General features: G+C 64.9%; 15 protein-coding genes and 1 tRNA gene. 8 read left to right on the plus strand and 8 right to left on the minus strand.

Annotated features, from left to right (window positions below):
- Positions 1–108: 108 nt before the first annotated feature.
- The 3 genes from BMY53_RS19265 to BMY53_RS19275 all read right to left on the minus strand — a co-directional run bounded on the left by BMY53_RS19265 (position 109) and on the right by BMY53_RS19275 (position 1,513).
- Complete coding sequence (locus BMY53_RS19265; protein ID WP_143074148.1) at positions 109–414, minus strand: DUF3800 domain-containing protein; 306 nt, start codon at positions 412–414, stop codon at positions 109–111.
- 132 nt (positions 415–546) lie between these two features.
- A tRNA-Ser gene (locus BMY53_RS19270) sits at positions 547–636 on the minus strand.
- Between the two features lie 46 nt (positions 637–682).
- Positions 683–1,513: a symmetrical bis(5'-nucleosyl)-tetraphosphatase gene (locus tag BMY53_RS19275; protein ID WP_092948114.1), complete on the minus strand. Its 831-nt coding sequence runs from the start codon at positions 1,511–1,513 to the stop codon at positions 683–685.
- Positions 1,514–1,612: 99 nt separating this feature from the next.
- Here BMY53_RS19275 and BMY53_RS19280 point away from each other — a divergent pair, with 99 nt between their 5' ends.
- The 4 genes from BMY53_RS19280 (at position 1,613) to BMY53_RS19295 (ending at position 6,394) form a co-directional block, all read left to right on the plus strand.
- On the plus strand, positions 1,613–2,914 hold the full coding sequence (locus BMY53_RS19280) for a hemolysin family protein (RefSeq protein WP_092948115.1): 1,302 nt from the start codon (positions 1,613–1,615) through the stop codon (positions 2,912–2,914).
- Positions 2,911–3,651 (plus strand): SapC family protein, encoded by a 741-nt coding sequence (locus BMY53_RS19285; protein ID WP_092948116.1) that lies wholly within the window; start codon positions 2,911–2,913, stop codon positions 3,649–3,651. The genes BMY53_RS19280 and BMY53_RS19285 overlap by 4 nt, the downstream gene beginning before the upstream one ends.
- A gap of 220 nt (positions 3,652–3,871) precedes the next feature.
- The gene (locus BMY53_RS19290) at positions 3,872–5,233 is read left to right on the plus strand and encodes a lyase family protein (RefSeq protein ID WP_177200961.1); all 1,362 of its coding nucleotides are present in this window, start codon (positions 3,872–3,874) and stop codon (positions 5,231–5,233) included.
- 537 nt (positions 5,234–5,770) lie between these two features.
- The gene (locus BMY53_RS19295) at positions 5,771–6,394 is read left to right on the plus strand and encodes an N-acyl amino acid synthase FeeM domain-containing protein (RefSeq protein ID WP_143074149.1); all 624 of its coding nucleotides are present in this window, start codon (positions 5,771–5,773) and stop codon (positions 6,392–6,394) included.
- Between the two features lie 62 nt (positions 6,395–6,456).
- Here the strand turns inward: BMY53_RS19295 and egtD are convergent, their stop codons facing one another.
- Positions 6,457–7,371 carry an L-histidine N(alpha)-methyltransferase gene (gene egtD, locus BMY53_RS19300; RefSeq protein ID WP_092948119.1) on the minus strand — a complete coding sequence of 305 codons (915 nt, stop codon included), beginning with the start codon at positions 7,369–7,371 and terminating at the stop codon, positions 6,457–6,459.
- Positions 7,368–8,639, minus strand: a complete 1,272-nt coding sequence (gene egtB / locus BMY53_RS19305) for an ergothioneine biosynthesis protein EgtB (RefSeq protein WP_092948120.1) — start codon at positions 8,637–8,639, stop codon at positions 7,368–7,370. Before egtB ends, egtD begins: the two co-directional genes overlap by 4 nt.
- 276 nt (positions 8,640–8,915) lie before the next feature.
- Between egtB and BMY53_RS19310 the strand changes: the two genes are divergently transcribed.
- Positions 8,916–9,740, plus strand: a complete 825-nt coding sequence (locus BMY53_RS19310; protein ID WP_177200962.1) for a helix-turn-helix transcriptional regulator — start codon at positions 8,916–8,918, stop codon at positions 9,738–9,740.
- On the opposite strand, the gene BMY53_RS19315 is transcribed toward BMY53_RS19310, so the two are convergent.
- Positions 9,727–10,149 (minus strand): VanZ family protein, encoded by a 423-nt coding sequence (locus BMY53_RS19315; protein WP_255370286.1) that lies wholly within the window; start codon positions 10,147–10,149, stop codon positions 9,727–9,729. The genes BMY53_RS19310 and BMY53_RS19315 overlap by 14 nt on opposite strands.
- A gap of 113 nt (positions 10,150–10,262) precedes the next feature.
- Complete coding sequence (locus tag BMY53_RS19320; protein ID WP_092948122.1) at positions 10,263–10,997, minus strand: siderophore-interacting protein; 735 nt, start codon at positions 10,995–10,997, stop codon at positions 10,263–10,265.
- Between the two features lie 57 nt (positions 10,998–11,054).
- Here BMY53_RS19320 and BMY53_RS19325 point away from each other — a divergent pair, with 57 nt between their 5' ends.
- Positions 11,055–11,549, plus strand: a complete 495-nt coding sequence (locus tag BMY53_RS19325; RefSeq protein ID WP_255370287.1) for a MarR family winged helix-turn-helix transcriptional regulator — start codon at positions 11,055–11,057, stop codon at positions 11,547–11,549.
- A 194-nt stretch (positions 11,550–11,743) separates the two neighbouring features.
- A complete protein-coding gene (locus BMY53_RS26500) occupies positions 11,744–11,857 on the plus strand; it encodes an H-NS family nucleoid-associated regulatory protein (protein WP_404947892.1) in 114 nt (37 codons plus the stop codon).
- 21 nt (positions 11,858–11,878) lie between these two features.
- Here BMY53_RS26500 and BMY53_RS19335 read toward each other — a convergent pair whose 3' ends face one another.
- Positions 11,879–12,094, minus strand: coding sequence for a hypothetical protein (locus tag BMY53_RS19335; RefSeq protein ID WP_092948125.1), 216 nt, complete (start codon positions 12,092–12,094; stop codon positions 11,879–11,881).
- A gap of 84 nt (positions 12,095–12,178) precedes the next feature.
- Between BMY53_RS19335 and BMY53_RS19340 the strand changes: the two genes are divergently transcribed.
- On the plus strand, positions 12,179–12,480 hold a 302-nt coding region (locus BMY53_RS19340; protein ID WP_143074018.1), incomplete at its 3' end, for a transposase.

Genomic DNA, 12,480 nt, shown 5'->3' on the forward strand with positions numbered 1-12,480 from the left:
CAGGTGGAATGGTCAGGCTTGCTGAGTTCGAGGTGACTGTCACCTGCAAAACTGTTGCGCCAACTCCAGTTCCACTGGGTTCCGGGTTTGATGTTGACGATGGCGTGATCAGAGACGGCGCCGGGAAGGGGTGCTGCTGGGCTGAGGGTTTGCCAGCAGGCCGATGATGTCCACCACTGCTTGTGCGCGTTGCGCTGGAGCGATGGCTTTCCAGTATTCCTTGCCACCCCGCATGGGAGCGCCGTGGAACTCGATGGCCTCGGGGTTCAGGGGATTGAACCGCGCTGCTATTGGATCGATGGCGGCTTCGAGCCAGTGCGTTGAGCGTTCAAAAATGCTGAAACCAGCCAGGACGAAAAAGTCGGTGGAAGGGTCGTGAGAGTGGCCGGACTCATCGAGATACAACAGATGCACGGGCACTCCCAAGTGGCCATAAAGGCGAACGGACCGCATGCGGTCCGTTCAATGTGGGGTGCGTCGGACAGTCAGGAGGCCGACATCTCGCAGGCATGTTCGTTCGCCTGGACGAGTAACCAAGATTGAGCTTGGCGGAAGCGGTGAGATTCGAACTCACGGACGGGTTTCCCCGTCGCTGGTTTTCAAGACCAGTGCCTTAAACCGCTCGGCCACGCTTCCTGCGGTAGGAGCCGCGCATTGTAGAGGCAACTGCGGCCAAGCTTTCTCAATCCATCCCCGGCTTCTTTGCTTGAGCGCAAGCCACCTGGATGATTTCCAGCACCTTGCCCTCCGACACCCGGGCCGCCGTGAGCTCGCCACCCCAGACGCAGCCGGTGTCCAGCGCCAGCAGATCATCCCGCTGCACCAGGCCCAGGGTGGACCAGTGGCCAAAGGCGATTGGCTGCCCGGCGGTGCGCCGTCCCGGTACGTCGAACCACGGCATATAGCCGTCCGGCGCTGTGCCGAGGCCTTCCTTGGTCTTGAAGTCCAGCTTGCCCTTGGCATTGCAGAAGCGGATCCGGGTGAGCACGTTGATGATGAAGCGCAGGCGCTCGACCCCCACCAGGCCTTCGGACCAGCGGTCCGGCTCGTTGCCATACATCTGCGGCAGGAACTCCGCCAACGCCGGACCTTTCAACAGGGCATGCACCTCGTCGGCAAGCGCCAACGTCTGGTCCGCGTCCCACTGGGGCACCACCCCCGCATGCACCATCAGCCACCCCTGCGCCTGGATCGCCACGCGCTGCTGACGCAGCCACTCCAGCAGCGGCTCCCGGTCGGAGGCCTGCAGGATGGCATCCAGGGTGTCACTCTTGTGCGGCGCGCGAACGCCTGCGGCGGTGGCCAGCAGATGCAGGTCGTGGTTGCCCAGCAAGCACTGCGCGGCGTCCCCCAGCGATTGCAGGCGGCGCAGCGTGGTGAGCGAGTCAGGGCCGCGGTTGACCAGGTCTCCCAATAGGTAGAGGCGGTCGCGGGAGGGGGAGAAATCGATCTTCTCAAGCAGGCGGGCCAGTGCGTCGCAGCAGCCCTGAAGGTCACCAATGAGGTAATGCATAGCGGGATTTTGCGGTGTTGGCTGTCATCAGGCTCTGCTAACCTTGCGGGCCTTGTGTTTTGGGCGCGACTCAGGGTTTGTACCGGGTCCGCGCTATCAATGGATACTGCCCTAGTTCTCTTCCTCATCTTTATCAACGGCTTGTTCGCGATGTCGGAGATGGCCCTCACGGCCTCCCGGAAGGCGCGGTTGCAGGTGATGGTCGAAAGCGGTGAATCCGGGGCGCAGGCCGCCATGCATCTGCATGAGAACCCCACCAAATTCCTCTCCACGGTGCAGATCGGCATCACCTCCATCGGTGTGTTGAACGGCATCGTGGGTGAAGCCGCCTTCTCCGGCCCGCTGGCCGAGGTGTTGCGCGCCAGCTTCCCCCTGAGCGAAAAGGTTGCGGACATCACCGCCACCGCACTCGTGGTGGTGGTACTGACCTTCCTGACCATCATCTTTGGCGAACTGGTGCCCAAGCGCCTGGGCCAGATGTTCCCGGAAACGGTCGCACGCCTGGTGGCGCCGCCCATGGAGATCATCTCCCTGGTGGCGCGCCCCTTCGTGAAGCTGCTGAGCTTTTGCACCGAGGCCACGCTGCGGCTGCTGGGGCTGGGCGGCCGCGCCAACCGGTCGGTGACGGAAGAAGAAATTGCCGCCAGCCTGGAAGAAGGCCGCGATGCGGGCGTCATCGAGGAACACGAGCACCAGATGGTGCGCAACGTGTTCCGCCTGGACGATCGGCAGATCGGTTCGATGATGATCCCCCGCGCGGAAATCGCCTGGCTGGACGTCACTGACCGCCCCGAACAGGTGCTGCAGATCCTGCGCGCCCATGGCTACAGCCGTTATCCCGTCTGCCGGGGTGGCCTGCACGACGTGCTGGGCGTGATGAGTGCGCAGGGGCTGCTGGCCCGTGCGCTGGCCGGGGAGTCGCTGGACCTGGCCCAGGGCCTGGATGCGCCGGTTTTTGTGCCTGAAACGCTGTCTGGCATGGAACTGCTGGCGCACATGCGGGGCACGGAGACGCCATTGGCGTTTGTGGTGGACGAATATGGCGAAGTGCAGGGTGTGGTCGCCATGCGCGACGTCCTGGAGGCCATTGCCGGTGAGTTCGATTCGTCCGATGGTGAGGATTCCTGGGCGGTGAAACGCGAGGATGGCAGCTGGCTGATGGATGGCCTGATCCCCGTCACCGAGCTCAAGGACCGCCTGGATCTGAAGGAACTGCCCGAGGAGGACCGTGGGCGCTACAACACCCTGGCTGGCATGGTGATGCTGCTGCTGGGGCGCTTGCCGCGCACGGCGGATGTGGTGGAGTGGGAAGCGTGGAGGTTCGAAGTGGTCGACCTCGACGGCAAACGTGTGGACAAGGTGCTGGTCTCGAGGCTGGCCGAAGATGGAGTAATGGAATGAGCAACCCCCCGATGTATGGCAACCTGGTCCCGCTGGACCGTACCCAGCACGCCAAGCTGAAACTGAGCACCGAGAAGTCGGCCCTGGACCGCATCACCGGCCTGAACTCCCTGTTCCTGGCTGTCGCTGAATTCGCGGACGCCTGCAAGGAATTCCCCGTGGTGTTCGTGCGCGTGGGCGCGGCCGTGGAAGGCCAGCGCCAGGCCGTGGCGCCGTTGGCCGTGTTCGGTCTGAAGCAGGGCAGCAACCTGTTCGTCAAGGACAGCCAGTGGACCGCCCGCTACCTGCCCGCCTACGTTCGCCGTTACCCCTTCGCCATGGCGCGTATGGATGATGGCGACAACATGGTCCTGTGTGTGGACAGCGCCTGGGACGGCCTGGGCGACACCGACGGTGCCCCGTTGTTCGACGAAAAGGGTGAAGCGTCGCCGCTGCTGCTGAACGCGAAGAACTTCTGCGAGGAATTCGAACGCGAGGCGGACCGAACCCGTCAGGCCTGCGAGATCCTGCAAGACCTGAACCTGCTGCAGGACATGCGCTTCGAGGCGACGCTGCCCAACGGCGAAAAGCTGGACGTGGACGGCTTCATGACCATCAACGAAAAGGCGCTGGCCGAACTGCCCGACGCCAAGGTGGCTGAACTGCACCGCAACGGTCTGCTGGAGCTGGTCACCATGCATCGCATCTCGCTGGGCCACATGTCCCGCCTGGCGACGCAGTACCAGGCACAGTCCTGATGCACCCAGCCTCGAAGCTTCAGCGCTGAAGCTTCGGGCAGGAGCGGCCCCCAGTCAGCGGGTCGCTCCAACACGCCCCCCCCGGGCCTCCCCCCAAAAGTCGTGCGACCCTCAACCCAGGCCCCTGCGAGCCGGGGTTTACATGAGGGCAACAATTCCCCATGCTCGATAGCATTCACAGACCCGTAAGAGGTCATCAGAAATGCTGTTTGAAGTGTTCTTGTCTACCCCCGCAATGGAGGCGGTGTTTTCACCGGCGGCGGTGGTGCAGTCCATGATGGACGTGGAGGCGGCGCTGGTGCGCGCGCAAGCCAAGGCGGGGCTCATGCCTCCCTCGGCGGCGCAGGCCATTGTCAGCCTCTGTCGCGCCGAGTTGTATGACGTGCCGTCGCTGCTGGCGGCCGCACCTGCGGCCGGCAGCTTGGCCATGCCCACGGTGCAGCGCCTGCGTGAAACCGTGGCGCTCTTCGACCCTGGCGCCGCCGTCTACGTGCACCGCAACGCCTGCGCGCAGGACATCGTCGACACTGCCATGGTGCTGTGCACGCGTGAGGCGCTGCGCATCATGGACGACGACCTGCAGGCCTTGTGCGGTCAGCTCCTGGAGCTGGCCCGGCAGCATGACGCCGTGCCCATGCTGGGCCGCACCTTGATGCAGCCGGCCCAGGTCATCAGCCTGCGCTTCAAGATCATGAACTGGCTGATGCCGCTGGTGCGCAGCGCCGAAGCGCTGCGAGGCCATGCGCGCGAGGCGCTTCGTCTGCAATTGGGCGGGCCGGTCGGCACGCTCGAAAGCCTGGGCACGGACGCCGACCAGGTCAGCCGCCTGTTGTCCGAGGACCTGGCCCTGCCAGTGGCCGACATGTGCTGGCACACCCAGCGCGACCGCTGGATCCGGTTGGCTACGGAACTGGGCGTGCTGTGCGGCAGCCTGGGCAAGCTGGCGCAGGACCTGGCACTGCTCGCGCAGCCCGAAGTAGACGAAATCGTGGAAGCGCCGACGGACACGCGCGGCAGCTGTATCGCCTTGCCCCACAAGCACAACCCCATTGCCGCGCAGCAGGCCCTGGCGGCCACACAGCGGGCGCCGCACCGCGTGGCGGCGCTATTGGGCTGCATGGCTCAGGCGCATGAACGTGGCCTGGGCCAATGGCCCGCGGAATTGGCGGAATGGAGCAGCCTGATGGGCCAGACCCATGGCGCCCTTCTTGCACTGGGCCGCGCCCTGACCGCACCCGATGTAAGAACTACACGCATGCGCGCCAATGTGGACGCCCAACTGGGCCTGGTGGCCAGCGAGCGGCTCGAGTTGCTGCTCACCCCGCGCCTGGGACGGCCGCGCACGGATGCGGTCGTGCAGGCATTGATCCAGCGTGTTCGACAAGGTCAGGGTTCGCTGCAAGAGATGGTGCGCCAGTCGCTGGAGCAAGGTGAACTGCCCGCCCAGGCAGTGAGCAGCCGTGAATTGACCGATTTGTTCGATGTGCAGTCCATCGCCCGATGGGCCGATAGCCGGGTGGAGGGAACGCTCCGCCTCGCAGGTCAGCGTCTGGAGGCGTTGGCCGCACAACCGTTCATTTGACGACCGACTAACCCCCGCTACGGACGAAATCGGTTCGTATCCCGGCTTATCCCCCCACTTGTATCAAGGTTGTTTCCGTAAAAAAGGGGACAGCTCTGGTCGGCCTTTCCGCATGACGAACTGATGCAGTGCGCAATTTTGCAGCAGGCATTTCACATGCAGGAGAACCACCGCCCATGCCCCAAAGCGAGGCGTGGCGGGCGATCCAAGGTTGGTGGGCACTCTGCAACACAGCTCCCCCATTCGCGGGGGTGCTCGTCAATGGGGGATTGACCCGCCCCCTTCACGGGTTACAGGCGCGTAAGCCACTCGTTGCAATTGTTAACTATCGTAGCGGCCGGAACTATTACTTTGGGTGGCGCCTAGACTTTGCCTCCATAACCGATGAGTCTGGAGTTGGGAATGAGCGATGAAGCGCCTGGTTTGAGCATTGAGCTGGATAGCCCTGCAAGTCCTTTGCAGGCCTTCCAGCCAATCTCACGGCAAATCGCGTTCCTTCGCTCTGATTCCGTCCACCTGCATTTCCGCGACACGGAGATGGGGCGCCTGGAAATCCGTGCGTTGATGGACGATGCGGGTTTGGATCTGATGGAACGTCGGTATGCCTCCCGGGGCTACAAGCTCACACGCCCGGCGGATGTGACCTTGGGGGCCTATTGGGAAGGACGCCTGGTCTCCACGCTGGGTATGCGCCGTGATGCAGGTGTTCTCGGGGCCGACCAGAGCTTCACGGACGAGCTGGGCCGCATGCGCCGCCAGGGCTGGCAGCTGTGTGAATTCACGCGACTGGCGGCCGAGCCGGATTCACCGTCCAAGTTGGTGCTGGCCAGCCTCTTCCACTTTGCTTACCTGCACGCGTTCCATCACTGGAAGGCCAATCACCTGCTGATCGAGGTGAATCCGCGCCATAAGGCCTTCTATCAGCGCATGCTGGAATTCAAGACCCATGGCGATGAGCGGCTTCACCGCGGGGTGGGGGCGCCGGCCGTGCTGATGAGCCTGTCGGTGCAGGACGGGATCCAGCAGCTCAAGCGCCTGGGGGGCACCATGAACGAAGGCGGACGTAGCCGTACGCTGTTCCCTTACTTCTTCAAGAAGAGCGAAGAGCCCGAACTGCTGCGCCGCCTGGCCGACGTCTACGGCTACGGCCTCAACGACTGACCTGCCGGAGGGGGGCTGTCTGCCGTCCCCCTTGCGGCCGTGACAGCGCTGAGCCGCCTGGCTCAGGCCGTTAGCCAGTGCAGGCTGAACCAGTGTTGGTCGTCGGTCCAGCAGCCGTCAGGTTTGAAGCCGGCCTCCCGCGCCAGCGCCTGGAAACCCTCGACGCTGTACTTGTAGGAATTTTCGGTATGCAGGCTCTGCCCCGGTGAAAGCTGGTAACGGCGCCCCTGTAGCTGCAGTTCCTGCACACCGCGCGGCAGCAGATGCATTTCAATGCGGTGCTGCCGGGGTTCATAGAAGGCGTAGTGGTCAAACCCCTGCGCGTTGAACTCCAGCCCCAGCTCGCGTTGGGCGTGATGCAGCAGGTTCAGGTTGAAGCGCGCAGTAATGCCGGCGGCATCGTTGTAGGCCGCATGCAATACCGCCGGTTCCTTGATCAGGTCCGCGCCAATCACCAGCGCACCGCCATTCAGCTCTTCGCGCAACAGGCGCAGAAAACGCAGCGCCTCGTCCGGCGTGAAATTGCCGATGCTGGAGCCCGGGAAAAAACCGATCCGCCGCCCATGGGCCGGGGCTGTGGGGAGCCGGTGCGCCCGGGTGAAGTCGGCGACCACCGGCGTGATGCGCAGGGTTGGAAAGTCGCGCTGCAGCGCCTCACAGGCTCCCAGCAGATGCGGCCCGGAGATGTCCACCGGCACGAAGCTGTGGCTGTCCGGCAGGTGCTCCAGCAACAGGCGCACCTTCACCAGCGCGCCGGCGCCGTATTCGATGAGTTGGGCCTGTGGGCCCATGCGGCCGGCAAGTTCCGCCGCGTGCCGCTTCAGCAGACCCAGCTCCGTGCGGGTGGGGTAGTACTCCGGCAAATCGCAGATCTGCTCGAACAGGCCGGAGCCCTTGGCGTCGTAGAAATACTTGGGCGAGATGCTGTGGTCGGGGCCGGCCAGCGCGGCGTGGAGATCGTCGGCGAAACTGCTCATGCGGCGGTCTCCGAAGTGCGTTGAGAGGTGGGATGGGTGCCGCCAGCAGCAGCGCCGGCATCCCGCGCCAGGCGCAGGCCACTGAACTGCCAGCGCGCGCCGGGCGGAAAGAAGTTGCGGTAAGTGGGGCGGGTGTGACCCGGTGGTGTGGCGAGGCTGCCGCCGCGCAGCACCAGTTGTCCCACCATGAACTTGCCGTTGTATTCGGAAGCGGCGCCGTCCAGCGGACGAAAGCCGGGGTAGGGGTGGTAGGCCGATCGGGTCCATTGCCAGGCCTGGTCCCACAGCTGCTGCATGCCAGGTAGCGCGATGGCGGCTTCCCATTCGGCTTCGCTGGGCAGGCGCGCACCGGCCCATTCCGCGTAGGCGGCCGCCTCGTAAAAGCTCAGCTGCATCACGGGCGCGGCGGGGTCCAGCGGCTGCACGCCCTGCAAGCCGAAAACGGACCAGTGGCCGTGGTCGTCCTGAAGCCAGTACGGCGGCGCCTGCCACTGCTGCGTCTGCACAGTGGCCCAGCCTTCAGAGAGCCACCAACGGGCCTCCCGATAACCGCCGGCCTCGATGAAGCGCAGGAACTCTGCGCAGCTCACCAGCCGGTTCCCGATCTCGAAGGGCTCCAGCCACTCTCGATGGCGCGGCCCTTCGTTGTCGAAGGCAAAGCCGCTGCCGCTGCCTGCATGGCCGATCTCGACCAGGCCGCCATCGTGGCGTCGCCATTCCATCGGCGTTGGGGGCGTGGTGGCGGACGGGTGCGCCAGCAATGCCGGTCGCCAGGGATGGCTGGACAGCAGGTGCAGCGCATCCGTCAGGATCAGTTCCTGGTGCTGTTGCTCATGCTGCAGCCCCAGCTCCACCGTACGTGCCACCTCTGGCCACAGGGCATCGCTGACATCGGCCATGAGGCGATGCATGTGCTGCTCCACGTGCTGGCGGTACGCCCGCACCTGATCCAGCGAGGGCCGGGTCAGCAGCCCCCGCTGGGGGCGTGGATGACGTGGCCCCAGGCCTTCGTAATACGAGTTGAAGAGGTAGTGGTAGCTCTCGTCCAGTGGCTGGTACCCGGGCAGGTGGGGCCGCAGCAGCATGGCCTCGAAAAACCAGGTGGTATGCGCCTGATGCCATTTGGCCGGGCTCGCATCCGGCATGGACTGGGCGGCCTGGTCCTCCGGGGAGAGTGTCTCCACCAGGGCCAGGGTATGTCTACGCACCGCGTCAAAACGGCGCACGAGATCACGCCGCTGCGGCGGCGGCAAATCAGGATCCGGCATGCAAGCAACTCCTGCGGCCCGTGGGGGCAGACCGCGTTTCTACGGTAGCCGATTTGGCATCAACCCGCCTGCCGAGTGCCACCCTCGAAAGGCCAGTTGACAGCCTAAGCTGCCATCCAGTGTCAGCAAGGGCAAGCGCAGTTCCTGCGGGAGGGCACCGCGCGGCAGCGCTTCAAGGTCCGCGAAGTTCCGCGCTGTTGACAGTTCTGGCGAAAGCTTCATCGCCGCGTCATGCTGCGCAGGCAGGCTGCGCCGACCACGGCTCATGCATCCATCATGTCGCTGCTTCCACTGTTTTCCGAACGTCTCCCCGACCGGGCCACCGGCGACCGGGCCGACGGCCCGCCACCCGACTGGCTGCAGGACCGCCTGCTGGTGGATCGGCTGATGGAGTCGCTCTGGAGTGCGCGCCAGCCCATGACGCCCGCGCAGTTCTTCGTCTGGAGCCAGAGCCGGCTGCAGCCGCTGCTGCCGCATCAGGTGATGGTGTGCCTCGGTGCAGCCCATCCGGCGGCCCGCCTGACGGCGCAGATGTTCAACCTGAAGGCCGTGCCGGGCCCGCTGCAGGGACAACTGGAGTCACCCGAACACGGCCTGTGGCTGCATCTGATGCGGCGGTGGGCCCCGGGCCGCCGTGCCCTGCTGGTGGCCACCGATGAGTCCGCGTTGTTTTATCCGCTGCTGGAAGCGGGTTTGCGCAGCGTGCTGGTCCACGGCGTGGGGGGCGAGGGCGAGCGGCCGGACAGCCTCTTCCTGCTGGCGGGCGACAGGTGGACAGCTGAGCAGGTGCAGCAGTTTGAGTTGCTCACCCCCATGTTGCATGCCACCTGGCGGCGGGCACGGACGGTGGCACGCGGGCCAGCGGCTGCAGCGCGCGCGGGTGCCCCCCTGGTGACGCCGCGTGAGCAGCAGATCGTGGAGGGCCTGCGTGCGGGCCTGAGCAATGAGGGCATCGCGGTGCAGCTGGGCATCAGCATGTTCACCGTGAAGAATCACGTGCGCAAGATTCTGCGCAAGTTGGGCGCCAGCAACCGGGCGCAGGCGGTGGCCATCGCGATGTCCCGCCGGGATGTTGCTGACAGCTGGGTCAGCGAGGCATGACCGGGTTCAAGGCGGGCAGCAGCCGCGCCAGCACGCGAACGACGACCGTGTGGACCACCAGGCCCACGCCGGCGCCGATCATGTCGGCCACCACGTCTCGGGCATCTGCATCCCGGCCGGGGATCCGGGACTGCACCAGTTCGATCAGGACGCCGTAGGCCAGCAGCCCTGCCAGCACCCACCAGGCGCGCCGGCCACCGGCTTGCAGGCACTGCATGCCGAGGAAGGCGAGGGTGCCGAAGGCGGCGAAGTGGTTGGCCTTGTCCCAGCCCAGGTCGGCCGCAGGCGGCGGGTTGGGCGTGAAGGCCAGCCAACTGATGCACACCAGCGCGGCCACCAGCAGTACCCGCCAGGCCTTGCGCCAGGCCGCGCCGTTCATTACATCCGAAATCACCGAACCCACCACCATCACCTCCGGTCATTGCACCCTGCAGTGCCTCAGGAGGCCCCTCCTTGGCGAGGGGGAGTGTGCCATGGCCCTCGGCAGCATCCGCAGCGCCAACGACATCCGTGGGAGCAGGCTTATTCCAGGTTCTCGTGGTGACTGGCGGCGCCGCGCTTCCAGTAGGCGGCGGCACGGATGGCATGGCGGTCGTGCCCTTTCTCGTCCACCAGGATCTTGCGCAGCGTGGCCATGGTGAGGGCTTCACCAGCGCACCAGGCATAGCCTTCCCCTGCCGGCAGTGAGAGCGCGCGGGCGGCGTCCAGCAGGGCTTCGTTGCTGTCCAGCCAGTGCAGCTCCACGGCGGCTTGCGTCTTGAGCTCGCGGCGGTCCGCCGCGTCCACGTTCAGCAGCACGATGGTGCGGGCGCCGGCCGGCAGTTCCTCCAGACGCCGCGCGATGGCGGGCAGCGCGGTTTCGTCACCGGCGAGCAGATGCCACTGGTAGTCCGTGGGGATGATGAACGAGCCGCGCGGGCCGCCGATGGCGAGCGTCTGGCCGGGCTGGGCCTGGGCTGACCATTCAGCCGCCGGGCCGTCGCCATGCTGCGCGAACTCGATCACCAGGCGGCGATCGGCGTTGCTGTACTCACGCGGGGTGTAGTCCCGCATGGCTGGCGCGTCGCCGCCAGTGGGGAAGAACAGCTTCACGTGGTCGTCGAAGGAGGCACTGATGAAGTCCTCCAGGGAATCACCGGTCAGCGTGACACGGCGCATGTGGGGGGTGATGGATTCGACGCTCACCACGGTCAATTCGCGGCGCTTGAGTTCATGGCGGACACGGCGCACTCGGCTGCCGTTGGCGGATTCAGTCATTGCGGGGTTCTTCTGCTTCGTTGACAATGTCATCCATCATTCCGATTTCGATTGACAATGTCAACCAACACCACTGACGGTAGGGGCATGGGCAAGGATGCGAGCAAGGACCGGGCGAAGGACCGTGAAGACGATGTCCTGGAGCTGATCCATGCGGTGATGCATCAGTACCGCGCGCGGCAGTTCCGCGTGCTCAAGGACGGCCCGCACGACATCACGCACATGGATGGCAAGGTGTTGGGGTTCTTCCACCGCAACCCGGGCGCCACACAGAGCGACCTGGCGCAGCACAGCGGGCGGGACAAGGCGCAACTGGCGCGGCTGATCAAGGGGCTGCGGGAGCGCGGGCTGCTGACGGCGGAAGCGGATGCGCAAGACCGGCGTCAGGTGCGACTGCACCTGAGCGAGCAGGGCGCTGCGATGCAGCAGGAAATCAAGCGGGCGTCCCGGCATCTGGCGGTCAACGCGGTGGAGGGGCTGAGCCAGCAGGAGCAGGCGCAATTGCAGGCGCTGCTTTCGAAGGTGAAGCAGAACCTGGATTGCGACGAGTAGGTCGCGCCACAGTTTGCATGGGTGGCTTGAAGGGGCCCAAAAAGGTCTGTTTAGTCGCGGTCTTCCTGAGGGTTCACGCTCACAGGTAGGCCGATGTAGCTCAGTTGGTAGAGCAGCGCATTCGTAAGAATCAGCACCGGCAAAGCCACCGCATTCTGTGCACGCTAAACAAGCCTTCTGGTGCAGCACCTGTGATGTACCGTGATCCTGCGAATCCTGAGAACACTTGGAGCGGCCGTGGGCGCGCAGCCCGGTGGCTCGCTGACTATGACGCTCAGGGCCGGAACAGGGGCGAGTTCAAGGTCTGACGATCTGCACTCTTTTTTCGTCTATTGATTGCGGCGGCCGGTCAGTTTGTACGTCGCAATCCCAGTGCCGATCATGCAGATGGCTTGAATCGCCAAGCCCGCGATCATGAAGTCGCTGATGTCGGAGTCGGACTTCACGTAGTTCGGCTCGTACCACTGCCAGACGAAGCGAAGCAGGTAGTACGTGATGACTACCGAAGCTATGGCGGCAAGGACCGCATAGATCGAACGCTTCATTTGACTTCCCAGAACCAGATTGCTTTGGCCTTCTTGAATCGCCCCGGATTTTGAGGAGGCTCAACACTCTGAGAGGATTGAGCCATGAGCAAGTCGAACAAGTTCTCACCCGAGGTGCGTGAGCGTGCCGTGAGGATGGTGCAGGAGCACCGAGGGGAATACCCGTCGCTGTGGGCGGCCATTGAGTCCATCGCGCCCAAGATTGGCTGCGTACCGCAGACGCTGAACGAATGGGTCAAGCGCGCGGAGGTGGACGCTGGCGTGCGTGAGGGCGTGACGAGCAGCGAGGCCCAGCGCGTGAAGGACCTTGAACGCGAGGTGCGGGAGCTGCGCAAGGCCAACGAGATCTTGAAGCTGGCCAGCGCGTTTTTCGCCCAGGCGGAGCT

It is taken from the genome of Roseateles sp. YR242 (genome assembly GCF_900109745.1).
In the GTDB taxonomy this organism is placed as follows: Bacteria; Pseudomonadota; Gammaproteobacteria; order Burkholderiales; family Burkholderiaceae_C; genus Roseateles.